General features: G+C 65.8%; 24 protein-coding genes and 1 pseudogene. 13 read left to right on the top strand and 12 right to left on the bottom strand.

The features are described 5' to 3' along the window. The first annotated feature begins 120 nt into the window (after positions 1–120). The 3 genes and pseudogenes from E6C48_RS01675 to E6C48_RS01685 all read left to right on the top strand — a co-directional run bounded on the left by E6C48_RS01675 (position 121) and on the right by E6C48_RS01685 (position 3785). A pseudogene (locus E6C48_RS01675) lies at positions 121–1071 on the top strand (AEC family transporter). A gap of 184 nt (positions 1072–1255) precedes the next feature. Next, entirely contained in the window at positions 1256–2713 is a 1458-nt protein-coding gene (locus tag E6C48_RS01680) for an NAD-dependent succinate-semialdehyde dehydrogenase (RefSeq protein WP_136353309.1), read from the top strand. Between the two features lie 52 nt (positions 2714–2765). Next, complete coding sequence (locus E6C48_RS01685; protein WP_136353316.1) at positions 2766–3785, top strand: aldose epimerase family protein; 1020 nt, start codon at positions 2766–2768, stop codon at positions 3783–3785. Between the two features lie 6 nt (positions 3786–3791). Here the strand turns inward: E6C48_RS01685 and E6C48_RS01690 are convergent, their stop codons facing one another. Then, positions 3792–4721 (bottom strand): sugar kinase, encoded by a 930-nt coding sequence (locus tag E6C48_RS01690; RefSeq protein ID WP_136353318.1) that lies wholly within the window; start codon positions 4719–4721, stop codon positions 3792–3794. A 140-nt stretch (positions 4722–4861) separates the two neighbouring features. Here E6C48_RS01690 and E6C48_RS01695 point away from each other — a divergent pair, with 140 nt between their 5' ends. Next, positions 4862–5299, top strand: a complete 438-nt coding sequence (locus E6C48_RS01695) for a FixH family protein (protein ID WP_136353320.1) — start codon at positions 4862–4864, stop codon at positions 5297–5299. A gap of 4 nt (positions 5300–5303) precedes the next feature. Here E6C48_RS01695 and E6C48_RS01700 read toward each other — a convergent pair whose 3' ends face one another. Then, positions 5304–5753, bottom strand: coding sequence for an Lrp/AsnC ligand binding domain-containing protein (locus E6C48_RS01700; RefSeq protein WP_407940935.1), 450 nt, complete (start codon positions 5751–5753; stop codon positions 5304–5306). A gap of 146 nt (positions 5754–5899) precedes the next feature. On the opposite strand from E6C48_RS01700, the gene putA reads away from it, so the two are divergent. The 3 genes from putA (at position 5900) to E6C48_RS01715 (ending at position 12689) form a co-directional block, all read left to right on the top strand. Then, positions 5900–9511, top strand: coding sequence for a bifunctional proline dehydrogenase/L-glutamate gamma-semialdehyde dehydrogenase PutA (gene putA / locus E6C48_RS01705; protein WP_136353324.1), 3612 nt, complete (start codon positions 5900–5902; stop codon positions 9509–9511). A gap of 143 nt (positions 9512–9654) precedes the next feature. Further along, entirely contained in the window at positions 9655–11907 is a 2253-nt protein-coding gene (parC, locus tag E6C48_RS01710) for a DNA topoisomerase IV subunit A (protein WP_136353326.1), read from the top strand. 59 nt (positions 11908–11966) lie between these two features. After that, a complete protein-coding gene (locus tag E6C48_RS01715) occupies positions 11967–12689 on the top strand; it encodes a polysaccharide deacetylase family protein (RefSeq protein ID WP_230978651.1) in 723 nt (240 codons plus the stop codon). Positions 12690–12694: 5 nt separating this feature from the next. Here the strand turns inward: E6C48_RS01715 and E6C48_RS01720 are convergent, their stop codons facing one another. Then, positions 12695–13048, bottom strand: a complete 354-nt coding sequence (locus tag E6C48_RS01720) for a winged helix-turn-helix transcriptional regulator (protein WP_136353983.1) — start codon at positions 13046–13048, stop codon at positions 12695–12697. 222 nt (positions 13049–13270) lie between these two features. On the opposite strand from E6C48_RS01720, the gene E6C48_RS01725 reads away from it, so the two are divergent. Both E6C48_RS01725 and E6C48_RS01730 read left to right on the top strand, forming a co-directional pair. Continuing rightward, a complete protein-coding gene (locus E6C48_RS01725) occupies positions 13271–13942 on the top strand; it encodes a TetR/AcrR family transcriptional regulator (RefSeq protein ID WP_136353328.1) in 672 nt (223 codons plus the stop codon). Positions 13943–14075: 133 nt separating this feature from the next. Next, positions 14076–15272 carry an AI-2E family transporter gene (locus E6C48_RS01730; RefSeq protein ID WP_136353330.1) on the top strand — a complete coding sequence of 399 codons (1197 nt, stop codon included), beginning with the start codon at positions 14076–14078 and terminating at the stop codon, positions 15270–15272. Here the strand turns inward: E6C48_RS01730 and E6C48_RS01735 are convergent. The 9 genes from E6C48_RS01735 to hemB all read right to left on the bottom strand — a co-directional run bounded on the left by E6C48_RS01735 (position 15260) and on the right by hemB (position 22436). Further along, positions 15260–16159 carry a DMT family transporter gene (locus tag E6C48_RS01735; RefSeq protein WP_456238539.1) on the bottom strand — a complete coding sequence of 300 codons (900 nt, stop codon included), beginning with the start codon at positions 16157–16159 and terminating at the stop codon, positions 15260–15262. The two genes, E6C48_RS01730 and E6C48_RS01735, sit on opposite strands and share 13 nt — an antisense overlap. 98 nt (positions 16160–16257) lie before the next feature. Next, positions 16258–17007, bottom strand: coding sequence for an arginyltransferase (locus E6C48_RS01740; protein WP_136353332.1), 750 nt, complete (start codon positions 17005–17007; stop codon positions 16258–16260). A gap of 129 nt (positions 17008–17136) precedes the next feature. Further along, positions 17137–17607: an RDD family protein gene (locus E6C48_RS01745; RefSeq protein ID WP_136353334.1), complete on the bottom strand. Its 471-nt coding sequence runs from the start codon at positions 17605–17607 to the stop codon at positions 17137–17139. 101 nt (positions 17608–17708) lie between these two features. After that, the gene (locus tag E6C48_RS01750; protein ID WP_136353336.1) at positions 17709–18782 is read right to left on the bottom strand and encodes a LacI family DNA-binding transcriptional regulator; all 1074 of its coding nucleotides are present in this window, start codon (positions 18780–18782) and stop codon (positions 17709–17711) included. An 81-nt stretch (positions 18783–18863) separates the two neighbouring features. Further along, complete coding sequence (locus E6C48_RS01755; protein WP_136353338.1) at positions 18864–19229, bottom strand: DUF423 domain-containing protein; 366 nt, start codon at positions 19227–19229, stop codon at positions 18864–18866. Between the two features lie 97 nt (positions 19230–19326). Then, positions 19327–19602 carry a hypothetical protein gene (locus E6C48_RS01760; protein WP_136353340.1) on the bottom strand — a complete coding sequence of 92 codons (276 nt, stop codon included), beginning with the start codon at positions 19600–19602 and terminating at the stop codon, positions 19327–19329. A 149-nt stretch (positions 19603–19751) separates the two neighbouring features. Beyond that, complete coding sequence (locus E6C48_RS01765; RefSeq protein ID WP_168734421.1) at positions 19752–20141, bottom strand: YkvA family protein; 390 nt, start codon at positions 20139–20141, stop codon at positions 19752–19754. Between the two features lie 6 nt (positions 20142–20147). Then, a complete protein-coding gene (locus E6C48_RS01770) occupies positions 20148–21392 on the bottom strand; it encodes a multidrug efflux MFS transporter (RefSeq protein WP_136353342.1) in 1245 nt (414 codons plus the stop codon). Positions 21393–21404: 12 nt separating this feature from the next. Beyond that, positions 21405–22436, bottom strand: a complete 1032-nt coding sequence (hemB, locus tag E6C48_RS01775) for a porphobilinogen synthase (protein WP_136353344.1) — start codon at positions 22434–22436, stop codon at positions 21405–21407. 162 nt (positions 22437–22598) lie between these two features. On the opposite strand from hemB, the gene E6C48_RS01780 reads away from it, so the two are divergent. The 4 genes from E6C48_RS01780 to E6C48_RS01795 all read left to right on the top strand — a co-directional run bounded on the left by E6C48_RS01780 (position 22599) and on the right by E6C48_RS01795 (position 26393). Continuing rightward, complete coding sequence (locus E6C48_RS01780) at positions 22599–23645, top strand: enoyl-CoA hydratase/isomerase family protein (RefSeq protein ID WP_136353346.1); 1047 nt, start codon at positions 22599–22601, stop codon at positions 23643–23645. Next, positions 23642–24064, top strand: coding sequence for a DUF6163 family protein (locus tag E6C48_RS01785; RefSeq protein WP_136353348.1), 423 nt, complete (start codon positions 23642–23644; stop codon positions 24062–24064). The genes E6C48_RS01780 and E6C48_RS01785 overlap by 4 nt, the downstream gene beginning before the upstream one ends. 229 nt (positions 24065–24293) lie before the next feature. Next, positions 24294–24809, top strand: a complete 516-nt coding sequence (gene ldtR, locus E6C48_RS01790) for a transcriptional regulator LdtR (protein ID WP_136353362.1) — start codon at positions 24294–24296, stop codon at positions 24807–24809. Between the two features lie 336 nt (positions 24810–25145). Further along, positions 25146–26393: a L,D-transpeptidase family protein gene (locus tag E6C48_RS01795; protein ID WP_136353364.1), complete on the top strand. Its 1248-nt coding sequence runs from the start codon at positions 25146–25148 to the stop codon at positions 26391–26393. Positions 26394–26417: the final 24 nt, after the last annotated feature.

Here is a 26417-nt window from a genome sequence, read left to right on the forward strand (position 1 = left end):
GTATCGAAACGATGCCGCTGCCGGCAGCATGGCTGAAATGCGGGCGGGCGACAGGCCGGTCCTTGTTGCGCGGCTTCCGGCTCTCGCCTATCAGGGGGCGCCCCGCAAACCGGAGCCGGCATGTCCCCGCTTACCGCTACCGTCCTGTTCGTCTTCGGCCTCGTCGCGCTCGGCTATCTTTCCGGCCGCACCGGATACCTGAAGGCCGAGACGGGTGAGGGGGTGGCGGAATTCGCCGTCAACGTGGCGATGCCGCTGCTTCTGTTCCGCACCATGCTCAAGGCCGATTTCCACGGTGCGGCGCCCTGGGCCTTCTGGGGCGCTTATTTTTCCGCCGCGGCGGTTACCTGGGTCGTCGGCCATATGCTCGTGACGCGGGTCTTCGGGCGGGATGCGCGTGTCGGCGTCGTCGGCGGCGTGTCCTCGGCCTTCTCCAATCTCGTTCTGCTCGGCATTCCCTTCGTTCTCGGCGTGTTCGGCACGCCGGGCTTCGAGGTGCTGTCGCTGCTGGTGTCGGTGCATCTGCCGACGATGATCCTGGCCTCGGTCGTGCTGTTCGAGCTTTTCGGTCCGAAAAGCGACGGCCGCGTTCACTTTTCGCGGGTCCTGCGCGTGTTCGCGCGCCGCGTCTTCTCCAATCCGCTGGTAATCGGCATCCTTGCCGGTTGGATATGGCGTACGGCCGGCCTGCCTCTGCCGGTGCTCGCCGATCGGCTCGTCGAGGCCCTGGCCGGTGTCGCGGGGCCGGTGGCGCTGTTCGCCATGGGGCTCGGCCTGTGCCGCTTCGGCATATCGGGCACGATCCGTCCGGCGATGGCGCTGTCGGTTCTGAAGCTGTTCCTGATGCCGGCCACAGCGTTGGCGACGGCATGGCTGTTCGGCCTGCCGCCGCTGACGGCGTAGGTCGCGGTGCTGGCCGCAGCGCTGCCAGCCGGCGTCAATTCCTACCTGATCGCTTCGCAGTTCGGCACCGGTCAGGCGCTGGCCTCCAACCAGATGACGCTGACGACGGCTCTGGCCGTGGTCACGACCTCGTTCTGGCTCGCTATCGTCAACTTCCTATTTGTCTGACAAAAGCTATTTTCTGCTTGTAGCCTGCCTTGGCCCACTGCTTGGGCCGCCCTATATCGATTGATTGCGGCCCCTGCCGTGGAGTAAGAGCGGTGGTCCAGTGCGCAGGCCGTCGGCCGGGCGCGCGTGCAGCGATGAATTTCCAGCCCCGCGCCCTCGGCGCGCCCCCAGCGGAGGCAAGATCATGCTCCAGAAGACCAGCCAGTTCATGAAACAGGCGAACCTGATCAACGGCGAATGGGTGCAGGCCGATTCCGGCCAGACCATCGACGTTACCAATCCGGCGACCGGCCTGAAGATCGGCACCGTGCCGAAATCGGGCAAGGCCGAGACCCGGCGCGCCATCGAGGCGGCACAGCAGGCGTTCCTGTCGTTCCGCAAGACGTCCGCGCTGGAGCGCTCGAAGCTTTTGCGCAAGCTGCACGATGCCATCATGGACAACCAGGACGCGCTGGCGGAGCTGCTGACCCTCGAGCAGGGCAAGTCGCTCACCGAATCGAAGGGCGAGGTCGGCTCGTCGGCCGCCTACGTGCTGTGGTTCGCCGAGGAAGCACGCCGCGCCTATGGCGACGTGGTGCCGTCGCCGTGGGCCGACCGCCGCGTTCTGGTAACGCGCGAGCCGGTCGGCGTCATCGCCGCCATCACGCCGTGGAACTTCCCGTCCTCCATGCTGTCGCGCAAGATCGGCCCGGCGCTGGCAGCCGGCTGCACGGCGGTGGTCAAGCCGGCCTCGCAGACGCCGTATTCCGGCCTTGCCTGGGGCGCGCTGTGCGAGGAGGTCGGCATTCCGAAGGGTGTCGTCAACATCGTCACCGGTTCGGCCGGCGAGATCGGCGACGAGATTTGCGCCAACCCGCTGGTCAAGAAGATCACCTTCACCGGCTCGACGGAAGTCGGCAAGATGCTGATCCAGAAGTCGGCTTCGACGGTGAAGAAGGTGTCGATGGAACTCGGCGGCAATGCGCCGTTTCTGGTGTTCGACGACGCCGATCTAGACCGCGCCGTGCAGGGCGCCATCGCCGCCAAGTATCGCAATTCGGGCCAGACCTGCGTGTGCACCAACCGCTTCTTCGTGCAGGCCGGCATCCACGACAAGTTCGTCGAGAAGCTTGCCGAGGCCTCGAAGGGGCTGAAGGTCGGCTCGGGTCTCGACGACGGTGTGCAGCAGGGCCCGCTGATCGACATCAAGGCGGTCGAGAAGGTCGAGGAATTCATCGCGGACGCCAAGGCCAAGGGCGGCAAGGTGGTGTCGGGCGGCAAACGCCACGCGCTGGGCGGTTCGTTCTTCGAGCCGACGGTGATTTCGGGCGCGACGCCGAACATGATGTTCATGAAGGAAGAGATCTTCGGGCCGCTCGCCCCGGTGTTCAAGTTCGAGACCGAGGAAGAGGCGGTGGCGCTCGCCAACGACACCGAATTCGGGCTGGCCTGCTATTTCTACACCGGCGATCTCGGCCGCGCCTTCCGTGTGATGGAAGGGCTGAAATACGGCATGGTCGGCGTCAACGAGGGCATCATCACCACGCCGGAGGCGCCGTTCGGCGGCGTGAAGGAGTCTGGACTCGGTCGCGAGGGCGGCCATCAGGGCCTCGACGACTATCTCGACACGAAATACGTCTGCATCGGCGGCCTGGGTCTTTGATCCTGCCCGCCGTCCGGATAGTATTTCGGCCCAACGACAGGTCCCGACCCTGATGAAGGACGGCGAGATTTTCGGCAAGACGCGAGCGGGGGAGGATATCCCCCGCTTTACCATTCGCGGCGGCGGGTTGACCGCCAGCATCATCGGCTGGGGCGCCGTCATCCAGGACCTGAGGCTGGCCGGGCACGACGCGCCGCTGGTGCTCGGCTACGAGCGCCTCGACGACTACGAGAACGACACCGCCTTCTTTGGCGCCGTCGTCGGCCGCTACGCCAACCGCATCCGCGACGGACGCTTCACCCTGTTCGGCAGCCGCTACCAGACCGACCGAAATTTCCTCGGCAAGCACCTGCTGCATGGGGGCATCGACGGATTTTCCCGTCGGCCGTGGTCGGTTTCGCTGCATGGGCGCGATTTCGTCACGTTCACGTTGCACGATCCGGACGGCACAATGGGCTTTCCCGGCGCGCTGGAAGCGACCTGCACCTATCGGCTGAAGATTCCCGGAACGCTGTCGGTGGAACTGACCGCGACGACCGACCAGCCGACCGTCTGCAACCTGACGCAGCACTCCTATTTCAATCTCGACGACGGCGGTGCCGGCGATATCCTCGGACATCGCCTGATGCTGCAGGGATCGGCCTACCTGCCGGTCGACGCGGACATGATCCCGACCGGCGCGGTGGAGCCGGTGGAAGGCACGCCCTTCGATTTCCGCCAGGCCCGCTCGCTGCAGGCCGAGGCCGGCGGCCAGCCGCTTCCATACGACGTCAACCTTTGCCTTGCATCGGCACGTGGGCCGCTGAAACAGGCGGCATGGGTGCAGGGCGCCACTTCGGGCGTGGAGATGGAAGTGTGGACGACGGAGCCGGGCCTGCAGTTCTATACCGGCCAGCACGTCACGCCCGGCCGGCCCGGCCTCGGCGGCCTGCGCTACGAGGCTTTCTCGGGCCTGTGCCTGGAGCCGCAGGTGTGGCCCGATGCGCCGAACCGCCCGTATTTTCCGCAAGCGACGCTGCTGCCGGGCGACACCTACCATCACGTCACCGAATACCGCTTCCGGATGGATTGACGGAATTCAAGCCCTGAACGCCTCCCGAAGCACCTCGAATGGAGCAAGCGCGCCGCGCACCTGGACCACGGCAGCGGCGACCTTGTGGGCGCGGCGTGCCGCTTCGCCCGGCGTATGCCCCGCAAGGCGAGCCGCAAGGTAACCGCCATTGAAGGAATCGCCGGCGCCGGTGGTGTCGACGGGTTCGGCGACATGGATTGCGGCGACGGACTGCGCCTGCCCGCCGGCATGGACCAGCGCCGGCTGCTCGCCGTTCTTGACCACCACTTCCTTGACCTGCTCGCCAATCCTCCTCGCCGTCGTTTCGGGAGTGGCGTCGCCATAGAGCGCCTGTTCGTCCGGAAAGGTCGGCAGGGCGATGTCGGTCAGTTCCAGCGCGCGGGCGATCGCGGCCTGCGCCTCGTCTTTGCTCTGCCACAGGCGCGGCCGGTAGTTGGGATCGAAGGCGATCAGGCTGCCAGCCGATCTGGCGGCTGCGACGGCGGCGAGCAAGCCATCGCGCGCGGCTCCCTCCAGGATTGCCAAAGTGATTCCGGAAAAGTAGACAAGCGATTGATTTTCAAGATTCTTCGCCAGCGCGGTAGGATCGGAGGCGAGCTGCTTGGCTGCGGCGTCGGCACGCCAGTAGGTGAAGGCGCGCTCGGCGCCGGTCAGCGTGATGGCGTAGAGGCCCGGCCGCGCGCCGGCGATGACGGGACTGGCGCCGATGCCGATGCCGTGCCGGCCGAAGAAGGCGATCTGGTCGCGCGAGAACGGGTCGTCGCCGAAAGCGGAGACATAGGTGGCCGAACGGTCCGGACAAAGCGCATGCAGCGCCCACAGCGTGTTGAGGGTGTCGCCGGCAAAGCCCATCTTCCAGCCGTCGCCCTGGCCCGACAGTTCGATCATGCATTCGCCGATCGTGACGATGCCGGGCCGGGCGCTGTCTGTTGCCATCGATTCCTCCTGCGTGATTGCGGACCCTGTAGCCTTTTTGTCACGGCAACGCCATGCTTCGGAACGCGTTTGACTGTCGCCCCGCGCCGTGAGATGCGGCCTGCTACGGTTGCGTGCGTACAGCATGAACGGGAGACGGTTTGAACTCGATCTGGCGATATGGCCTTGCCGTGCTCGGGCTGGCGGTTGTGCTGACGGGCGTCGTGCTTGTCGCTTACCTGCACGGCAGCGGGCAGGGGCCGGACCTGTCGCGCACCAGGGCGACCGCGAACGGCCTGTTCGTCGTCGCCATCAGGCCGCAAAGCGGTGCCGTGCGGGTCGGCGAACTGCAAAGCTGGCAACTGACGCTGACGACGAAGGCGGGCGCGCCGGTCGAGTATGCAGCCGTCGATATTTCAGGCGGCATGCCGCGCAACAGCAACCTTTTGCCGACCAGTCCGCAAGTGGCGGATTATCTCGGGCAGGGACGCTACCGCATCGACGGTGTGAAATTCTCGATGCGCGGCTGGTGGCAGCTTCGGTTGACCGTATCGGCCGCGCAGGGCTCGGATTCGGTCGTCTTCAACTTCGTGTTGTGAGGCTCTACCGGTCCTTGACCGTCTCCATCGCCACGAAGGTCGAGGTCTGCGCCACATGCGGCAGGGCGGAGATGCGTTCGCCCAGCACGCGGCGGTAGGCGGCAATGTCGCGCGTGCGCACTTTCAGGAGATAGTCGAAGCTGGCCGCCATCATGTGGCACTGCTCGATTTCCGGAACGCCCGTCACGGCGCGGTTGAAGGCGTCGAGCGCGGCCGAGCGCGTGTCCGAGAGCTTCACCTGCACGAAGGCGACATGGCCTTCGCCCATCTTCTCGCGGTCGACGATGGCCGCATAGCCGCGGATGAAACCGTCCTTCTCCAGCCGCTTCACGCGCGCCTGCACCGGCGTCTTCGACAGGCCGACGCGTTCGGCGAGCTCGGCCATGGACAGCCGGCCGCTGCGCGCGAGCACGACAAGGATATTGCGGTCTATGCGATCCAGATGGTCTTCCATGATCCTGAATGCGATCCAAATCGATTACTTTTCCGTTCTGTATTAGACTGATTGGCCTTTCCTGTCGATTTCTTTGGATCGGTTTGTTGCCAAGGGCTGTGCTAGCCTCGCGCGCACCTATCAACGCGCATTTCGACAGGACCGCCATGCCCGCGCTCGACACGATCCGCCAACAGATCCGCGCCACCTATCTGCCGAACGAGGACGAGGCCGTGCAACGGCTGGCGGCGGCGACAGGATTGACGCAGGAGGATCGTGCGGCGATCTCGAAGCGCGCGGCCGATCTGGTGCGCGCGGTGCGCGGTTCGACCGATCCGCGACTTATGGAGGTGTTCCTCTCGGCCTACGGACTCTCCACCAAGGAGGGCGTGGCGCTGATGTGCCTGGCCGAGGCGCTGCTGCGCGTGCCGGACGCCGAGACGATGGACGACCTGATCGCCGACAAGATCGCGCCGCACGACTGGTCGGCGCATTCGGGCGAATCCAGCTCCATCTTCGTTAATGCCTCGACCTGGGCGCTGATGCTGACCGGGCGGGTGCTGGAGGAGGGCGAAGGCTCGATCGAACGGACGCTGCGCGGCATGGTGCGCCGGCTTGGCGAGCCGGTCATCCGCAAGGCGGTGGCGGCGGCGATGCGCGAGATGGGCGAGCAGTTCGTGCTCGGCCGCACCATCGCCGAAGCGATGAAGCGCGGCAGCGGCATGACGCGCAAGGGCTATCTCTATTCCTTCGACATGCTGGGCGAGGCGGCCCGCACCGAAGCGGACGCGCTGCGCTACCTGAAGGCCTATTCCGACGCGATCTCCTCGCTCGACGCCGGCTCGAACGGCCCCGATATCCGCCTGAACCACGGCATTTCGGTCAAGCTTTCGGCGTTGCATCCGCGCTATGAGATCCTGCACAGGGAGACGATGCTGCCGATGATGGCGGAGCGGCTCCTGTCGCTCGCCCTGCAGGCGCGGCACGCCCGCATGGGCCTCAACGTCGACGCGGAGGAGGCCGACCGGCTCGACCTGTCGCTCGACGTCATCGAGCGCGTGCTGGCCGATCCCCGGCTGGCCGACTGGGATGGCTTCGGCGTCGTCGTGCAGGCCTATGGCCCGCGTGCCTTCTACGCCATCGACTGGCTGCACGCGCTGGCCAAAAAGCTGGACCGGCGCATCATGGTGCGCCTCGTCAAGGGCGCCTATTGGGACACCGAGATCAAGCGGGCGCAGGTGCTCGGCCTGCCGGGCTACCCGGTGTTCACCCGCAAGCCCAACACGGACGTGTCCTATCTCGCCTGCGCGCGCAAATTGCTCTCCATGACGGACCGCATCTATCCGCAGTTCGCCACCCACAACGCGCACACCGTCGCCGCCATCCTGTCGATGGCGACGGACCGCGACAGTTTCGAGTTCCAGCGCCTGCACGGCATGGGCGAATCCCTGCACGAGACGGTGCGCAAGGCCGAGGGCACGCGCTGCCGGATCTATGCGCCGGTGGGCGCGCATTCGGATCTTCTGGCCTATCTGGTGCGGCGCCTGTTGGAAAACGGCGCCAATTCCTCCTTCGTCCATCAGATCACCGACGAGGATGTGGCGCCCGAGGACATCGCGCGCGATCCGCTCTCGGTGGTCGAAGCGCAGGGGCCTGCGGCTAATCCCAATATCCCGACGCCGGCGGCCATCTTCGGCGGCAACCGCAGCAACGCCAAAGGCTTCGACATCACCGACCCGGTGACGCTGGCGGCGATCGAGAAGGAACGCGAAAAGTTCGCCGGCGCCGACCACTGGCATGCAAAGCCGCTCACCCGTGCCGCCGGCAAGGGCAAGGCGCGGCCGGTCAACAACCCTGCCAAGCCGTCGGAGGTGGTGGGTATGGTCACCGAGGCGACGGCGGAGCAGGCGGCCAAGGCAGTCGCTCTCGCTGTCGAGGCGCAGCCGGGCTGGGCGAAGACGTCGGTCGCCGAGCGCGCCGCGATCCTGCGCCGCGCCGCCGATCTCTATGAAAAACACGCGGTGGAGTTCTTCGCGCTATGCACCCGCGAGGCCGGCAAGGTGTTGGCCGACGGCGTGGCGGAAGTGCGCGAGGCGGTGGATTTCCTGCGCTATTATGCGCAGCAGGCGGCGGAGGCTGAGACGGGCACCGAGGCGCGCGGCGCTATCGTGTGCATCTCGCCGTGGAATTTCCCGCTCGCCATCTTCACCGGGCAGATCGCCGCCGCGCTCGTCACCGGCAATGCGGTGATCGCCAAGCCGGCGGAGCAGACGCCGCTGATCGCCTTCCGCGCCGTCGAACTGCTGCGCGAGGCGGGCGTGCCGCAAGACGTTATCCAGCTTCTGCCGGGCGACGGGCCCAGCGTCGGCGCGCCGCTGACGGCCGATCCGCGTATCGCCGGCGTCTGCTTCACCGGTTCGACTGAGGTCGCCAAGCTGATCGAGAAGCAACTGGCCAAGACAGCCGCACCCGACGCCATGCTGATCGCCGAGACGGGCGGGCTGAACGCCATGATCGTCGATTCCACCGCGCTCCCCGAACAGGCGGTGCGCGACGTGCTGGCCTCGGCTTTCCAGAGCGCCGGCCAGCGCTGCTCGGCGCTGCGCGTGCTCTATGTGCAGAAGGATGTGGAAAAGAAGGTGCTGGAGATGCTGAAAGGCGCGCTTGCGGCGCTGAAGGTCGGCGATCCGTGGCAGGTCGCCACCGATGTCGGGCCGGTCATCGACGACGAGGCTAGGGCCGCCATCGGCGCCTATGTCGAGGCGATGGACGGAGAGGGACGGACGCTGGCAAAGCTCGATGTGCCGGGCGAGGGCCGCTTCGTCGCGCCCTCGGTGTTCCGGGTGAAGGGCATCGAAGAGATGGAACGCGAGGTGTTCGGCCCGGTGCTGCACGTCGCCACTTTCGAGGCCGAGAACATCGATCGCGTGATTTCGGCAATCAACCGCAAGGGCTACGGCCTGACCTTCGGCCTGCATACGCGCATCGAGGGCCGGGTGCAGCATTTCGTCGACGGCATCCACGCCGGCAACATCTACGTCAACCGCAACCAGATCGGCGCTGTGGTCGGTTCGCAGCCCTTCGGCGGCGAGGGGTTGTCGGGCACCGGGCCGAAGGCGGGCGGGCCGCACTACCTGCGCCGTTTCCGCAAAGGTGCGGAAGCCGGCACGCACGTGGCCGAGGGCCGCAAGGTGACGGCGAGCGAGCTTGCCGACAACCTGCCCGATCCGGCGCTCGGCGGCTGGTCGACGCGCGCCGACCGCATCGCCATCCTGCGCAAGCACCTGCGCGGCAAGGGCGCCGCGGCCATCGCCGCCGCATCCAGCCTGGAATACGGCCAGATCGACCTGCCGGGACCGACCGGTGAGGCGAACACGCTTTCGCTGGCGCCGCGCGGCCGGGTGCTGGTGCTCGGGCCGGATGCCGACACGCTCCTTGCCCAGACCATCCAGGCGCTCGCCGCCGGCAATGCCGTGCTGGCGGTCGCGCCAGGAGCGCCGGCAGCACTTTCGGCGCTGACCGGCAAAGGCCTGCCGCTGGCGGCCATCGACGGCCGCCCCGATCCGGTCGAGGCGCGGGCGCTCAAGGTCGACGTGGTGGCGTTTTCGGGAACGGCGGAGGCGATGCGTGTCGTGCGGCAGGTTATCGCCGAACGCGACGGGCCGATCGTGCCGCTGGTCGGTGAGGTTTATTATCCGGCGGCCTATGTGCACGAGCGGGCGGTCTGCGTGGACACGACCGCTGCTGGTGGCAATGCGAGTTTGCTGGCGGCGGCGTAGGCGATAGGCTCGAAGCAAATCACCCCCACTCTGGCGCGCTTCGCGCGACGGAGTGGGAGTCGCTGCCATTCCCGATTGTGCTTGACGCCTCTGCGCCACCATCGACCCTTGCCGCGAATCACCGGCTCGGTTAGTCCGAAGCCATGGGAAAGAGCCTTGTACCGCCGGGGGGCGGCGACGACGACAATATCGAACCGGTCGACCTGAAGAAGGCGCTCGAGGAGCGCTATCTCGCCTATGCGCTGTCGACCATCATGCACCGCGCCCTGCCGGACGTTCGCGACGGCATGAAGCCGGTGCATCGGCGCATCATGCACGCCATGCGCCTTCTGCGCCTCAACCCCGACCAGGGCTTCGCCAAGTGCGCGCGCATCGTCGGCGAGGTGATGGGCAAGTTCCATCCGCACGGCGACCAGTCGATCTACGACGCGCTGGTGCGTCTGGCGCAGGATTTCTCCATGCGCTACCCGCTGGTCGACGGGCAGGGCAATTTCGGCAACATCGACGGCGATAACGCCGCCGCCATGCGCTACACCGAGGCGCGCATGACCGAGGTGGCGACCGAGCTGCTTGCCGGCATCACCGAGGACGCGGTCGATTTCCGCCCGACCTATAACGAGGAGGACGAGGAGCCGTCGGTCCTGCCCGGCGCCTTCCCGAACCTGCTTGCCAACGGCTCGTCCGGCATCGCGGTTGGCATGGCGACCTCGATCCCGCCGCATAATGCGGCCGAATTGCTGGATGCCGCGCTTCTGCTGATCGACAATCCGGCCGCTTCGGTCGCCGACCTCGTGCAGTTCGTGCAGGGGCCGGATTTCCCGACCGGCGGCATCATCGTCGACGACCGCAAGTCGATCCTCGACGCCTACGAGACCGGCCGCGGCGGTTTTCGCGTCAGGGCGAAATGGCATCAGGAAGACCAGGGCCGGGGCACCTGGGTCATCGTCGTCACCGAAATCCCCTATGGCGTGCAGAAGTCGCGGCTGATCGAGAAGGCGGCCGAACTGCTCATCGCGCGCAAGCTGCCTCTCCTGGAAGACATCCGCGACGAAAGCGCGGAGGACATCCGCGTCGTGCTGGTGCCGAAGAGCCGCACGGTCGATCCCGGCCTTCTGATGGAATCGCTGTTCAAGCTGACGGAACTGGAAAGCCGCTTCCCGCTCAACATGAACGTGCTGTCGCGCGGCAAGGTGCCGAACGTGCTCTCCCTGAAGAGCGCCTTGCAGGAATGGCTCGACCATCGCCGCGAGGTGCTGATCCGCCGCTCCAAGCACCGGCTGGGCGAGATCGAGCGCCGGCTGGAAATCCTCGCCGGCTATCTGATCGCCTATCTCAACATCGACGAGGTGATCCGCATCATCCGCGAGGAGGACGAGCCCAAGCCCGTCATGATGAAGCGCTGGGACCTGACCGACACCCAGGCCGAAGCGATCCTCAACATGCGCCTGCGCGCCCTGCGCAAGCTGGAAGAGTTCGAGATCCGCAAGGAGTTCGACGGGCTCACGGAAGAAAAGAAGCAGATCGAGGCTCTGCTTGCCTCCGAGGCGATGCAGTGGAAGACGATCAAGTGGCAGATCGGCGAACTGCGCGAGCGGTTCGGACCGGAGACCGAGATCGGCAAGCGCCGTACGACTTTCGCGGAAGCGCCGGAGCATGACCTGTCGGAGATCCATAATGCGATGATCGAGAAGGAGCCGGTGACGGTCATCGTCTCCGAAAAGGGCTGGCTGCGGGCGATGAAGGGCCATCTGTCCGACCATTCGCAATTCACCTTCAAGGAAGGCGATTCGCTGAAATTCGCTTTCCCGGCGCAGACCACCGACAAGATTTTGATCTTCACCACCGGCGGCAAGTTCTACACCATCGGCGCCGACCGGCTGCCCGGCGGGCGCGGCCATGGCGAGCCGATCCGCATCATCGTCGACATGGAGAACGATCAGGACATCGTCACCGCCTTCGTGCACGATGCCGGCCGCAAGCTGCTGCTCGTTTCGCATCAGGGCAACGGCTTCGTCGTGCCAGAAACCGAGGTGGTGGCCAATACCCGCAAGGGCAGGCAGGTGATGAACGTCAAGGCGCCGGACGAAGCCAAGCGCTGCGTGCCGGTGGCGGGCGACCATGCCGCAATCGTCGGCGAGAACCGCAAGATGCTGGTGTTCCCGCTTGCCGAAGTGCCGGAAATGACGCGCGGCAAAGGCGTGCGGCTGCAGAAGTACAAGGACGGCGGCATGCTCGACCTGAAGACCTTCGCCATGGCCGACGGCCTGTCGTGGCAGGATTCGGCCGACCGCACCTTCACCCGCAGCCAGGCGGAGCTTGCCGAATGGATCGGCGTGCGCGCCTCGGCCGGCCGCATGGTGCCGAAGGGCTTCCCGAAGACGGGCCGGTTCGGATGACGGCAAGGCCGGCCCCGCGCTTACCGATTGCGGCAGGCGCGGCGCTGACGGTCTTGCTTGTGGTTTTCATGATTGCCGCGCCGGCGCAGGCCGCGCAGCGCACGGTCTATCTCACTTTCGACGACGGGCCGCTCGACGGCACGTCAAATGTGCTTTCCGTGCTGGAGCAGGAGCAGGTTCCGGCGACGCTGTTCATGGTCGGTCAGCATGTGCTGGCGTCGTCCGAGCGCAAGGCGCTGCTGGCAAGAGCTAAGGCGATGCCGCTGGTGACGATCGGCAACCACTCTTTTTCGCATGCCAACAACCGCTACAAGGCCTTCTATGCCGATACCGAAGGCGTGGTGGCCGATATGCTGAAGGCCAATGCTGTGCTCGGCCTGACGGTGAAGCCGGTGCCGGCGCGCCTGCCGGGGCGCGACGTGTTCCGGCTGCGCTACGTCTCGCGCAACGACCTCAGCGTCGGTGAAGTGCAGGCGGCCAGCGAGCAGGTCGACTTCGAGTTCGTCGCGGCGTCGGACTTCGACGTCTACGGCTGGGATTTCGAGTGGTTTCACGATGGCACCGGCAAGCCGGTGCAGAAGGCCGAACGGCTGGTGGACGAGATCGCGCGCCTGTTCGCCTACGGCCATATGCTGGAAAAGGACAAGCTGATCCTGCTCATGCACGACCAGATGTTTCAGGACAAATTCGACGGCGTCGTCAACCTGACGGCGCTGATTGCCGGCCTGCGCGCCCGGGGCTACGCCTTCGGCCATATCGCCGGTTACAGCCCGGCCGACTGACAGCTTCAGGCGGCGAGGTCGTCGCCACTCTCCGGGCCGGCGTCGTTTTCCTGCCGGAGCCTGCGGGCGAGGGGGCCGTATTCCTGCGACCAGCCGATGACGGCGCGGAAGACCGGCTTCAGGCCATGCACGGCTTCGCTGATCTCGTATTCCACCCTCAACACATTCTCCGGATAGACGGTGCGCGTCACCAGCCCGTCGGCCTCCAGTTCGCGCAACCTGAGCGACAGCATGTGCTGGGTGATGCCGGGCAGCGCGCGCCGCAGCTCGCCGAAGCGGCGGGTGCGCTGCGCCAGCACCCACAGGATTTCGATCTTCCACTTGCCCGTCAGCGGCCGCATCGCCTCGATGAAGGTCATGTACGGCGGCTCGCCCGGGCGGCGGCAGGTGTCAGTATGATCGTTGGGGATGCTTGCAGGTCCGTTCATCGCTTACCACCTTGATGGTCGCGTCGACACGCCGCTTTACCCCAGCCCAAGCGGCGCCTCTCCATCGTGTCTTCTCTGATTCCGTCGCGTCATCTTGCACGAGAATAATCATTCGCGTAAAGAGCGAACGATCATTCGCGCGAATGGATAGCAATGGAAACCCTGCTTGGCAACCTGCAAAAGGCGATCGACGGCGAGGCTGCTGCCATGTTGCCGTGCACACGCCCTGAACGGCGCGAGCGCCAGGTTCAACGCATCCTCGAAGCGGCCAAGGCCTGTTTCGTTCGCGCCGGCTTCCAGGGCGCGTCGATGCACGACATCTGCACTGAGGCCGGCATGAGCCCAGGCGCGCTCTATCGCTATTTCGCTTCCAAGGAGGCGATCATCGCGGCGATCTGCGAGGCGGATCGGCGCGAGGATGCGACGCTGTTCAAGGCGGTGACGGCCAAGGCGGACGTCATCGAGGGCATGGTGCTCGGCGCGATGACCCATATCCGCCACATGCACGAGAGCCGCGCCGCGCCGCTGTTTGCCGAGATCTGCGCGGAGGCCGCCCGCAACAACGCCGTCGAATCGACATGCCGGTGCCATGTCGAGCAGGTGCAGGCCATGTTCCGCGCCTATCTCGGCGAAGCTATGGATCGCGGCGAGATCGACCCCGCCGTCGAGCTCGACGTTGTGGTGCCGACGCTGCTGGCCATCATAAACGGCATGGCGCTGAACGACCTGCCGGCGCGCGGCGTGCCGCTGGAGAAGCTGGAAACGCTGGTACGGGCGACGCTGATCGGCATTCTGCGCCCCACTGGCCAGCCGGGCGAAGGCTGACGCAACACCGGTTTGCCGCTATCTCTGCGGTCTGCGGGCAAGACCCATAACGTATTTGGATTGTGGTCACGATTGCTGCACTATGTTGTGACAAAAGCTGTTGCTTCGTAAGCCGGCCAATCGGGGAACGCATTTGCAGGAACGGGAAATCCGCAAGGTCGAACGGCAGCCGCGTCTGTTCGGCGTATCGGCGCCGCTGAGAGCCGCCGTCGTGCCGCCGCTGTCGGCTGCGCGGTGGCTATTGCTGCTGATCGTGGCCGCAGGCGTCTATTTCTTCCACGGCTTCCTGTTTCCGGTGCTGGCGGCGCTGGTCATCGCCTTTGCGAGCTGGCCGCTCTACCGGCGGTTGCTCACCGCGGTCGGCGGCAACCGCACCTGGGCGGCCACCATCGCCATCCTGTCCATCCTCGCCTTCCTGGTCATCCCGATTTCGTTTGCAGGCAAGTACGCCGTGCATGAGATGCGCGAATGGGGCATCTGGGCAATCGAGGCGAACCGCTCCGGCGCGCCGACGCCGCACTGGATCGCCAGCCTGCCGGTGGTCGGCGAATGGCTTAACCAGCAGTGGCAGGCACAGTTCGGCCATCGCGGCGGGATCGGCGAACTGATCCAGATCGTCAGCGGCGCCAACATCCGCTCCATCTACCAGACGGTGCTGGCCGCCGGCGGCAGCGCGTTTTCGCTGCTGCTGACCATCCTGTTCATGCTGATCGCGCTGTTCTTCGTCTATCGCGACGGCGAAAGCTTCGCCGCGCAGATCGACAAGCTGGGCGAGCGCATCCTGCCGATGCGCTGGGAACGCATTTCGCGCGTGGTGCCGGCGACCATCTCGTCGACCGTCACCGGCATGACCATCATCGCCATCGGCGAGGGGGTGGTGCTGGGCATCGCCTACTGGCTGGCGGGCGTGCCGTCGCCGGTGACGCTGGGAGTGCTGACCGGCGTGATGGCGCTGATACCGGGCGGGGCGCCGCTGTCGTTCACGCTGGTCTCCATCTACCTGGCGGCCAGCGGCTCGCCCTTCGCCGGGCTGGCGCTGTTCCTGTGGGGGGCGGTGGAGCTGTTCATCGTCGACAAGACGATCCGCCCCAAGCTGGTCGGCGGGCCGATCAAGCTGCCGTTCCTGCCGACCTTCTTCGGCCTTATCGGCGGGGTGAAGACGATGGGCTTCCTCGGGCTCTTCATCGGCCCCGTGTTGATGGCGCTGCTGGTGGCGATATGGCGCGAATGGCTGCGCGAGGTGACGGATACGGCACCGCCGGCGATCGCGCAGGACGAGGAGCCCGCACCGGTCGAGCTCGTCGCGGAGCGGAAGTCTCAGGCCGGGTGACGGGCGGCGAGCGCTGTCCGTCGCCGTCGCCCTTCATGCAATTGCCATAGCGAATGCGCGATCAGGGCGACGATCAGGATGGTGCCGCCGATCAAGCTGTTGCGGCTCGGCACCTCGGAAAAGATCATCCACACCCAGACGGGCGCCAGCACCGTTTCCAGAAGGTAGAACATGGAAACTTCCGCGCCTGAGATATAGCGCGGGCCGGCGGCGAGGCAGAAGAACGAGATCGGCATGATGACCGCGCCGTTGAAGACGATCCACCACGGCTCTGCCACCTGATAGCCGGTCTTGCCGACCATGAAGGCGGCGACAAGGAAGGGCAGGACGACACCGATCAGCGACGTGAAGCCCATGTCCTTGCCGCTGGCGCGCGAAATGGTGATGGCGCCGGCGATGCACAGCGCCGAGCTCAGCGCCAGAACGTTGCCGAACAAATGGCCGGACCCCATCGAGTCGCCGACGATGATGGCGACGCCGACAATCATCGCGGCCATGGCGACGAAGGTGGCCGGCCGCGGCCGCTCGCCCAGGAACAGCCAGGACAGCAGGGCCGAGAACATCGGATTGAAAGCGAGGATGAAGACCAGGTTCGCCGTCGAGGTGTTGAAGACGGCGGTGATGAAGGTGATCGAGCCGAGGCCGTAGAGGGCCGCCACGACGAGGCCGGCGCGGCCGGGAATGAGCTGCGGGGCTTTCGGCGAGAACAGGCGCCACACCGCCCAGATGACCAGCGCGGCCAGCAGGGTCATGCCGGTGCGGGTCATCAGGATCGACCACGGTTCGCCGTCGGCCAGCCGGATCAGCGGAATGTCGACGGTCAGCGTCATGCCGCCGATGGCGGTGATGAGCAGGCCCTTGGCGTGATGGTCGTGAGTGGTCGTCAAGAAGGGCCGCCCGCTGCTGGAGGAAGGTCGTCTTCTACAGGAGCGGGACGCCGAACAAAGCGGCCACGGCTTGAAACTCTGTCAGCCAGAGGCGGGGATCAACCTTCGAAGCGTTCCCAGCCTTTGGGACCGAGATGCTCCTGCGGCATGAAGCGCATCTTGTAGTTCATCTTGCGCGAGCCGTTGACCCAGTAGCCGAGATAGACGTGCGGCAGCCCCATGGCCTTGGCGCGGTTGATGTGGTCGAGGATCATGAAGGTGCCGAGGGAGCGGTCGGCCAGTTCGGGGTCGAAATAGGAATAGACCATCGAAAGGCCGTCTGCCATCTGGTCCGACAGCGCCACCGCGATCAGTTCGCCATGGCCGCGGCCGGTGATGAAGGTATCGGGGCCGCGGCGGCGGTACTCGATAATCTTGGTGTTCACGTGTGTGTCCTCGACCATCATGGCGTAGTCGAGGACTGTCATGTCCGACATGCCGCCCTTGCGGTGGCGGGCATCGAGATAGGAGCGGAACAGTGAATATTGCTCCGTCGACGGTTCGGCGTCGTGCATGACGCCGATCAGGTCTGAATTGGCGTGGAGGACGCGGCGCATGTTGCGGCTGGGCGTGAACTCGCCGGCCAGGATGCGTACCGACACGCAGGCGCGGCAGGTTTCGCAGGCGGGACGGTAGGCGATGTTCTGCGAGCGGCGGAAGCCGCCTTGCGTCAGCAGGTCGTTCATCTCCGGCGCCTTGTCGCCGACGAGATGAGTGAAGACCTTCCGCTCGAACTGGCCGTCGAGATAGGGGCAGGGCGAGGGCGCTGTCAGGAAGAACTGCGGCGATTGTGTCGGGTGCTGCGTCATCGAGTCTGCAAGCCGGCCTCACGAATCGTCATACCTTTGGCGCGAGCGGCGGAAAATTCAACAATATTGTGTAGACCCCGCCTTTTGCAGCGGGGAATACCGGCAAAATCGCGGGAAACCCCAGCGGGATCAGCGGTCGGCGCGGCTTACCACTGTGCCGAGCAGCAGATCGTGCAGGGTGCGCTTGCGGTCGCTGAACAGCGTCACTAGCAGGATCAGCGGCGTCAGCACGACGTTGCCGGCCCAGAACAGCACCGAATGCACCACCGCCGTCATGCCGTCGATGGGCGCGCCGTCGAGACGGTCGAGGCGGATATCCATCATCTTCATGCCGACCGTGGCCTGGTCTTTCCCGCCGAGCGTGTTCCAGATGTAGAGGATGGCGACGGCGGGAACCAGAACGGTAAAAAGCATCCAGCCGAGGCCGAGCGTCAGCAGTCCCAGAATGAGCACGAGGATGGCGAACGGGATCGTCAGCAGGCCGACGATCAGATAGTCGATCAGGCAGGCCACTACGCGCCGCGTGCGCACGCCGTCATAGGCCCGTGCATCGTCCAGCCGGGACGTGATGATCTCACCGTCGAGAACGCGTGCGTTCATGGTGGTCCGCTTTCCTTTCCGTTCGGCCGCATGTGGTGCGGTGACGGCACAAACATGGGGCGGCAGGCGGCGCCGTTCAAGCGTTTCCGGATATCAGACGATCAGACGGAGCCGGTCGAGCCGCGCACGACCAGCTCTAGGGGCATCGTCTCGCGCGGCAGCGAGCCGTCGTGCTCTAGGATGGCGCGGGCGGCACGGCGGCCCATTTCGGCCATCGGCTGCACGACGGTGGTCAGCGGCGGGATGGAAATCGCGCCCTCCGGCACGCCGTCGAAGCCGACCACGGAGATTCGGCTTGGAACGGAAAGGCGGCGCTCGCGCAGCCAGTCCAGCGCGGCGAGCGCGATGCGGTCCGACATGGCGAGCAGCGCGGTCGGTGGCTCCGGTTGCGCAAAGAGGTGATTGAGCCCGGCGCGGACCGTGCGCTCGTCGTTCAGCGTCTCGTAGACGGGTACAGAACCGGTATCGATGCCGTGTTCGGCGACGACGTCGAAATAGCCCAGCAGGCGGTCGCGCGTGCCCGCATAGATCGAGCGCCGCCGTCTCTCCTGCGAGGCCGGCCCGGTCGCTGCGTCGTCGGCAAACGGCAGGGAAAGCACGGCAAAGCGGCGGTGGCCGAGCCCTGTCAGGTGGCGGGCGGCCAGTCGCGCGCCGGCACGGTCGTCGACGCCTATGGCCGCTACGGTCTGGTCCTCGAAGGCGAAGTCGAGCGCCACGAAAGGCAGCTTGCGCTCGCGCGTCAGCTCGACGAGGCGCGAGCCGCCCTCGACGCAAAAGACGATGAAGCCGTCGACCAGCGCGCTCTGGATGTTCCAGGCGAGATGTTCCTGGTTGGCCGCCGAGACCAGCGAGATGCCGGCGCCGGTGGCGTCGCAGGCCTGGCTGATGCCGGACATGACGACGCGGGCGAAGGGGTCTTCGAAGAAGTAGGACAGCGGCTGTGCGGTGGCGACGCCGATGGCGTTGACCTTGCCGGCGCGCAGCAGCCGGCCCTTCGGGTCCGGACCGGCGTAGCCGAGCTTCTCGGCGGCCGCGTGGACGCGTTCCCGTACCTCCTTGCGCACGATCTCGGGACGGCCGAAGACGTTGGAGGCGGTTCCGTGCGAGACGCCCGCGGCGCGCGCAACATCGGCGAGCCGGATCGGACGGGTCGTCGCCGCTGCCTGCCGTGCCATCGTTCCTCCTCGCGGATGTTCACCAGTCGCGGCGGCAGCTTAGCCTATGCGCGGTTGCGTCTGCCAGACTTGCGTTTCGGATCAGGAGCGAGGCCTCACGAATGACGAGCCGGCGGCAACGAGCCAGCCGATGATGAGCAGCGTGCCGCCGGTTGGGGCGGCGAACGGAAGCAGGCGGTGGCCGAGGAAGTCGCGTGCCAGGAGATCGCCGCAGAACAGCACCAGTCCGGCGACCAGCACCAGCCCGGCCAGCAACAGGAGGGCGTTGCGGCCGACGAGCCCGATCGCAAGCAGCGCCGGGGCATGGATGAGCAGCATCGTCGCGGCGGTGCCGGTGAAGGCGCCGCCGGTATGGGCCTCGGCTGCCGACAGGGCGACGCCGGCCGCGCCGGCGAGACCGGCGGCAAAAACGAGGGGCCGTGCTCCAGGTGGGTTCGAGTCGGACATGAAGGGCCTTGCTTCGTGGTGAAACGCGGCCTCAACCATGCGGGATTTCAGGATCGGCCGCCATGGGCCACGATGTCGCCCACGGTGGCCCCGCCTGTCAGTCGCAGATGGTGATTTCGCGGATCACCCGACGATGATGATGCCAGGACTTGACCACCTTGGTGCGGCAATCGCGTCGGTGGTGCCTGCGCCAGTCACGCCGGTGGTCGCTGTAGCGCCAGGAATCGCGATCGTGATGGCGGCGGTGATCACGCCGGATGACGACGTCATCGCCGCCATTCGTGGAAAATGTCACGCTGGCAGCCGTGGCAGGCGCCATCGTTACCGGTACGGCGGCGGTGGCGAGGAAAAGTGCGGCGAGGATGGCTTTCATCTTATGCTCCATCGTTGAATCCGATGGAAAACACGCCTCCGCGCCAACCGTTCCGTTCAAGTCCGAACACAAATCCGAGGTTGGCGGACTCATAAACGTGATTGAAATGACAGTGGAAGCAGAACAGGCGAGCGACCCTGGAGTATCAATCAGCGCGCTGAAGGGTAGCGATAGCCGCCCCAAGCCGCCAAGGCGACGGCTGCGATCCAAAGCGCGACGATAACGGTCGCGGCAGTCCGGCTTACCGGACGGTCGAGGGCTACGGCGGCCTCGACCCGTTTCTCCGCCATGACGTCCGGCGGGATCATTCTGATGACGAGCAGAACCCCCAGCGGCACGATGATCGCGTCGTCGAGATAGCCCAGGACGGGTATGAAATCGGGGATAAGGTCGATGGGCGACAGCGCGTAGCCGGCTACGAAAAGCGCCAGTGCCTTTGCATACCACGGCGTTCGCGGATCCCTGGCGGCGAGATAGATCGCATGGACGTCGCGTTTGACCGACCGCGCCCAGCTCTTCAAACCGTCCCTGATCGCCATCGCTCGCTATCGATCGGGTGTCGATCGCCTCTCTTGCGACGCCCTTGCCAGCCAGTTGTAGACGGCGCCGGCCGCCATCAGCACCGCCGTCATCAGGAAGACCGCCCGCATGCCGAAATGGCCGCCGACGAAGCCGCCGAGCAGCGGGCCGGCGACCTGGCCGACATATTGCGCCGAAACCGACAGGCCGAGCACGTTGCCGCCGACGCCGTCCGGCACGTTGTGGCGGATGACGCTGGTGACGCTGGGCAGCAGGCCACCGAGCGCCAGTCCCATCAGGAAGCGCAGCGCCACCAACTGCCAGCCGGCTGTCACGAAAGCCTGCGGGATGAGCAGCAACGCGGCCGCCGCCAGCGCGCCGGCGATCACCGTCCAGTGGCCGATCCGGTCTGCCAGCCTGCCGAGGTATGACGCCGACAGGATGGCGCCGAGTGCGGCGGCCGACATGACGACGCCCGACACCAGGGTGACGTGGCTCTGGTCCTCGACGAATTGGCCGACATAGACCGTGATGATCGGCTCGATGGACATGGTGGCGAACATCAGAAGCATGCCCGTCGCCAGCATGGCCGTGACGGGCCGCTTGTCGGGTATCTGCGACCAGCCGCTTTTCGCCTTGCCGCCCGGCGCCTTGGTGGCCGCCGGGTGCGCGTCCTCCTTGATGAGAAAACTGGTGGCGAGGAAGGCGAGGAAGATGACGCCGCCGGCGAGCAGGAAGGTGGCGCGGATGCCGATCAACGGCGGCAGCGCGCCGCCGACCAGCGGGCCGACGAGGTTGCCGGCCATGATGCCGGCGGACAGCGTGCCCAGCGCCCAGCCGGAGCGGTCCTTCGGCGTCTGCATGGCGACGAGGATGGTCGAGCCGGAGGAATAGCCGCCGGCAAAGCCGATCAGCAGGCGCAAGAGCACGAGTTGCCACACGCTCTGCACCATGCCGGTCAGCGACATGCAGATAGCCATGCCGAGCGAGGCGCGCACCAGAATCAGCTTGCGGCCGTAGCGGTCGCCGAGCTTGCCCCACAGCGGCGCGACGAGCGCGGCGGCAAGGAAGGTGGCGCCGTAGGCGATGCCCGACCACTGGACGATGGCGGCGTGGCCCGTTGCTCCCAGTTCCTCCACATAAAGCGGCAGGAATGGCAACAGCAGCGTCATCGCCACGATGGTGGTGAAGGACCCCAGCAGGCAAACGACGAGATTGCGCCGCCAGTGGACGTTGTAGGCGGATTGCCCCGTCGTTTCCGATTGCGCCATGGCCGATGTCGCTCAGCCCTTGAGCAGTTCAGCCACTCTCGGCGCGAAGTAGGTGAGGATGCCGTCGCAACCGGCGCGCTTGAAGGCGAGGAGCGATTCCAGCATGGCGCGCTCGCCATCGATCCAGCCGTTGGCGGCGGCCGCCTCGATCATCGCATATTCGCCCGACACTTGGTAGGCGAAGGTCGGCATGGCGAACTCGTCCTTCAGCCGGCGGATGATGTCGAGATAGGGCAGGCCGGGCTTGACCATGATCATGTCGGCGCCCTCGGCCAGATCCTGCTCGGCCTCGCGCACCGCCTCATCGGAATTGGCGTGGTCGAGGTAATAGGTCTTCTTGTCGCCCTGCAGCAGGCCGGCAGTGCCGATCGCCTCGCGGTAGGGACCGTAGAAGGCCGAGTGGAACTTGGTCGCATAGGACATGATCGCCACGTCCTGGAAGCCGTTGGCGTCGAGCGCGTCGCGGATGGCGCCGATGCGGCCGTCCATCATGTCGGAGGGCGCGATGATGTCGGCACCGGCGGCGGCCTGAAGCACGGCGGCCGCCGTCACCTGCCCGACGGTCTCGTCGTTGACGATGACGCCGTCGCGCACGATGCCGTCATGGCCGTGGCTGGTGAAGGGATCGAGGGCCGCGTCGGTGATGACGCCGATGTCCGGCGCGGCCGCCTTGATGGCGCGGGTAGCGCGGTTGATAAGGTTGTCAGGATCGAGGATGGCCGAGCCGGTCTGGTCGCGCAGCGACCGCTCGACATTCGGGAAGGTGGCGATGGCGGGAATGCCGAGCCTTGCCGCACGCTCGGCTTCCTCCGCCGCCAGATCGACCGAAAGGCGGAAGACGCCCGGCATGGCCTCGATCGGCTGGCGCACGTTCGTGCCCTCGACGACGAAGATCGGCCAGATCAGGTCGTCCACCGTCAGCCGGTTCTCCTGCACGAGGCGACGCGACCAGCCAGCCTTGCGCATGCGCCTGAGGCGGCGCGAGCCGGTGATTTCGTCGACGGTGCGGGTGCCGGCGGCCTTCGCCGCGCTGAATTTGTTCATGGCCGGTTCTCCAGACGAGGCGGGCTTTTATCACGATGCCGGCGGCCAGACCAATGCGGCATGGTTGTGCCAGCGTTCGGCGCGCGGGGTAGCCGGACAATTGACGTCGGCGGACTGGCCCCTTAGCACTTTCAGGCCGGGGCAAGGAGAGAGAATCTGTCGATGGATTTTGGCGGTGGTGACGAAATCCGTTTCGAGCGGAAGGGGCGGGCAGGTGTCGTCACGCTGACGCGGCCGAAGGCGCTCAACGCCCTGAGCCATGGCATGGTGCGGGCGTTGGCGAAGGCACTGGCAGCCTGGGAAGACGATCCGACGATCGCTGCCGTGCTGATCCGGGGCGAGGGCAGGGCCTTCTGCTCCGGTGGCGACATCATGCAGGTCTACGCGGCGCACCGAGCCGGCGAGGAGCCGCCGGCCGCGTTTTTCGCCGACGAATACCGGCTGAACGCCCATATCGAGCGCTACCGGAAGCCCTATGTGGCGCTGATCGACGGCATCGTCATGGGCGGCGGCGTCGGCGTTTCCTTTCACGGCTCGCACCGCGTCGTGACCGAAAACGCCCAGTTTGCCATGCCGGAAGTCGGCATCGGCTTCTTTCCCGATGTCGGTGCCAGCCATCTGCTGCCCAAGCTCGGCGGACATTTCGGCCGCTACCTCGCCTTGACCGGCAACCGGATCGGCTGGGGCGACGTGCTGGGGTGCGGTCTCGCCACCCATGCCATCAATGCGGCCGACCAGGAGCGTTTTGCCGAGCGCTTGTGCGACAGCGGTGATGCCGATGCCGCGCTGGAGGGACTGACGGTATCGCCCGCCCGTGAAACGGAGGCGGCGGTGCTGGAGGCCATCGGCCGCCATTTCGCGCGGCCGTCGCTGCCGGAAATCATTGAGGGCCTGAAGGCCGAGGTCGCAGCCGATCCTTTCGCGGCCAGGACGCTGTCGACGATCGAAGGACGCTCGCCGACCAGCCTGCTGGTCGCATGGCGCGAGATCGAGGCCGGCCGCGGCCTGTCGATGGCGGACTGCATGCGCATGGAGTTCCGCATCCTGGTACGCATGCTCGCCGGTCATGATTTTTACGAAGGCATCCGGGCCGCCATCGTCGACAAGGATCGGCAGCCGAAATGGCAGCCGTCGCGGATCGAGGACGTCTCCACGGCGGACATCGACGCCTATTTCGCGCCGCTCGGCAAGCGGGAACTGACGTTTTGAGCGACGTCGCCACCTCACGGCGCGTGCTCGGCCCTTCCGGCGTGGAAGTCGCCTTTTCCTGGTTCCAGCGCATCGTCGCCGTCTATTGCCTGCTGTTCGGCGTGCTCTATTGGGTGCGGCTGGTCGGCTTCTATCCGGGGCCGCTGTGGCGTTTCGACCTGATGCCGATCCATTGGCAGGTGGCGGCGGTGACGCTGGCGGTGCTGTTTCCCATCGCCGCGGCCGGCCTGTGGATGCTGGCGTCCTGGGGGCCGGTCATCTGGTTCATCTGCGCGGCGACGGAAACGGCGATGTATGGCGGGTTCTCCCCGCTCTTCGGCGAGCGACTGCCGATCGTCGCCGCACATGCCGTGGTGGCGCTCCTCTATATCGCCTTCCGGATCGTCCTCCACTGGCGGAAGCGGCAGGCGTTGCAATAGGCCCGGCCCAATCGTCCGCATCAGGCAGATTCCCTTCCGGACGTTCAGTAAATATTGAGGTTAATTGTCCGTCCCCGCATGGGATTTCGTTAAGCCTGTCTGCAAACCTCTTACCGGTAAGCTCTTGTTAGCCTTGGCGTTTAAGTCGAATTTTATGGGTATTCGATAGGGTCGCGACCAAGGTGAGAAAAACAAGAAATCACCGGGCGACAAACGAGAGGCAAAGACAATGATCAATTCGCGCCAGGCTGCCAAGCCCGCTACCGGATCCGACGATCGCCGCGAGGCGATCCGTTCGCTGTACATGGAATCGCTTCAGCTGGTCGAGCGTCTGCACCGCCGCCTGCTGGACGTCATCAAGGACGAATTCGACCGCCAGGGCCGTTCTGACATCAACGCCATCCAGGCGCTGCTGCTGTTCAACATCGGTAATGCCGAACTGACCGCCGGCGAGCTGCGCAGCAGAGGCTACTATCTCGGCTCGAACGTCTCGTACAACCTCAAGAAGCTGGTCGACCTCGGTTTCATCAACCACCAGCGTTCGCGCATCGACCGCCGTTCCGTCCGCATCAGCCTGACGGAGACGGGTCAGGAGGTGGCCGAAGTGGTCGCCGGCCTCTACGAGCGTCACGTCGGTTCGATCGAGCAGGTCGGCGGTATCAACCAGGACGAGTTCGCGCAGATGAACCGTGCCTTGCAGCGCCTCGACCGGTTCTGGAACGATACCATCGCCTACCGGATGTGAACGAGACGCAGGTGGCGCCGCAAAGAAGCGCCGCCGGAAAAGGTGACCTCCAGTCAGGCCGCAGCCGCAACGCTGCGGCCCCTTTTCTTTGCGGTTCGAGCGGATGGCGACGGTTGCCGAAAAACCACGCCTCACGCTTATTGCCGATCGGCGCGGACAGTTGATTTGCGAACGCGCCACGCTGCCGCCATATTCGCAGTGATAGCGGAGGAGGCGAGATGCCTTCGTGGTTGGCACATTGTTAACAGTGCCCACCCTAGTATGCGGGCGATCCGCACGATGCCCGGCGGCGCAAGCCGCCCAGTGCCGAACAGCCGAGAAAAGTCTGGACCGCCCATGATGACCAGTCGCCGTTTTTTCCTTTCCGGAGCCACTGCGCTCGCCGCCGCCGCGTTTTCGGGCGGTGCCAGGGCGCAGGACGTGATCGGCGACATCCTGAAATCCACGGGTAGCTGGGACGACACGTTCGACGCCCGCGTCAGCGACAACGGCAAGGTCGCCTCGACGCTGCCTATTTTCAGCCCGCAGACGATCTCCTTTACCGAGCAGGCCATCGAACTCTATCGCGGCATCACCGCGCAGGGAGGCTGGCAGCCGGTTCCGGCGACCAAGAAGCTCAAGCTCGGCGTCGTCGACCCCGACGTGGTGCCGCTGCGCAGGCGGCTGATGGTCTCAGGCGACCTGCCGCAGAATGCCGGCCTGTCGGACGCTTTCGATTCCTATGTCGATTCGGCGCTCAAGCGCTTCCAGATCCGCCATGGCCTGCCGGACGACGGCGTGACCGGCAAGTACACCTATTCGGCGATGAACGTCTCGGCGCAGGTGCGTCTCGGTCAGCTTGAGACGAATCTGGTGCGGCTGCGCTCCATGGGCGGCTTCCTCGGCGAACGCTACGTCATGGTCAACATTCCGGCCCAGCAGGTCGAAGCCGTGGAGAACGGCCGCGTCGTGCTGCGCCATGCGGCCATCGTCGGCAAGGTCGACCGCCAGACGCCGATCGTGAATTCCAAGATCAACGAGATCATCGTCAATCCGTACTGGAACGCGCCGGTCTCGATCGTGCGCAAGGACATCATTCCGCTGATGCGGAAGGATCCGAACTACCTCAAGGACAGCCATATCCGCCTTCTGGCGCCGGACGGCAGCGAGGTCGATCCGATGACGGTCGACTGGTCGACCGAGGATGCGGTGAAGTACCGTTTCCGTCAGGATCCCGGCGCCAACAACGCCATGGCCTCGGTGAAGATCAATTTCCCCAGCCCCGACGGCGTCTACATGCACGACACGCCGCAGCAGAGCCTGTTCGGCAAGCTGATGCGTTTCGATTCCTCGGGCTGCGTGCGCGTCCAGAACGTGCGCGACCTGGTGACCTGGATCCTGCGCGACACGCCCGGCTGGGACCGCCAGCACTTCGAGGCGGCGATCAAGACCGGCGAGAGCACCCCGGTTAAGGTCACCAATCCGGTGCCGGTCTACTTCACCTACATTTCCGCCTGGTCGACCGGGCCGGGTGTGGTGCAGTTCCGTGACGACATCTACGGCCGCGACGGCGTCGACGAGTTGCAGATCACGTCTTCGCTGTAAGCACTTCAGCGTTTTTCTTTGAGA

The organism is Ollibium composti (genome assembly GCF_004801285.1).
GTDB classification, from domain to species: domain Bacteria; phylum Pseudomonadota; class Alphaproteobacteria; order Rhizobiales; family Rhizobiaceae; genus Mesorhizobium; species Mesorhizobium composti.

Coding starts and splice junctions, on each gene's coding strand:
- E6C48_RS01680 (WP_136353309.1), top strand. CDS start 1,256: ATGCTCCAGAAGACCAGCCAGTTCATGAAACAGGCGAACCTGATCAAC.
- E6C48_RS01685 (WP_136353316.1), top strand. CDS start 2,766: ATGAAGGACGGCGAGATTTTCGGCAAGACGCGAGCGGGGGAGGATATC.
- E6C48_RS01690 (WP_136353318.1), bottom strand. CDS start 4,721: ATGGCAACAGACAGCGCCCGGCCCGGCATCGTCACGATCGGCGAATGC.
- E6C48_RS01700 (WP_407940935.1), bottom strand. CDS start 5,753: ATGGAAGACCATCTGGATCGCATAGACCGCAATATCCTTGTCGTGCTC.
- putA (WP_136353324.1), top strand. CDS start 5,900: ATGCCCGCGCTCGACACGATCCGCCAACAGATCCGCGCCACCTATCTG.
- parC (WP_136353326.1), top strand. CDS start 9,655: ATGGGAAAGAGCCTTGTACCGCCGGGGGGCGGCGACGACGACAATATC.
- E6C48_RS01720 (WP_136353983.1), bottom strand. CDS start 13,048: ATGACCTTCATCGAGGCGATGCGGCCGCTGACGGGCAAGTGGAAGATC.
- E6C48_RS01725 (WP_136353328.1), top strand. CDS start 13,271: ATGGAAACCCTGCTTGGCAACCTGCAAAAGGCGATCGACGGCGAGGCT.
- E6C48_RS01740 (WP_136353332.1), bottom strand. CDS start 17,007: ATGACGCAGCACCCGACACAATCGCCGCAGTTCTTCCTGACAGCGCCC.
- E6C48_RS01745 (WP_136353334.1), bottom strand. CDS start 17,607: ATGAACGCACGCGTTCTCGACGGTGAGATCATCACGTCCCGGCTGGAC.
- E6C48_RS01750 (WP_136353336.1), bottom strand. CDS start 18,782: ATGGCACGGCAGGCAGCGGCGACGACCCGTCCGATCCGGCTCGCCGAT.
- E6C48_RS01755 (WP_136353338.1), bottom strand. CDS start 19,229: ATGTCCGACTCGAACCCACCTGGAGCACGGCCCCTCGTTTTTGCCGCC.
- E6C48_RS01760 (WP_136353340.1), bottom strand. CDS start 19,602: ATGAAAGCCATCCTCGCCGCACTTTTCCTCGCCACCGCCGCCGTACCG.
- E6C48_RS01765 (WP_168734421.1), bottom strand. CDS start 20,141: ATGGCGATCAGGGACGGTTTGAAGAGCTGGGCGCGGTCGGTCAAACGC.
- E6C48_RS01770 (WP_136353342.1), bottom strand. CDS start 21,392: ATGGCGCAATCGGAAACGACGGGGCAATCCGCCTACAACGTCCACTGG.
- hemB (WP_136353344.1), bottom strand. CDS start 22,436: ATGAACAAATTCAGCGCGGCGAAGGCCGCCGGCACCCGCACCGTCGAC.
- E6C48_RS01780 (WP_136353346.1), top strand. CDS start 22,599: ATGGATTTTGGCGGTGGTGACGAAATCCGTTTCGAGCGGAAGGGGCGG.
- ldtR (WP_136353362.1), top strand. CDS start 24,294: ATGATCAATTCGCGCCAGGCTGCCAAGCCCGCTACCGGATCCGACGAT.
- E6C48_RS01795 (WP_136353364.1), top strand. CDS start 25,146: ATGATGACCAGTCGCCGTTTTTTCCTTTCCGGAGCCACTGCGCTCGCC.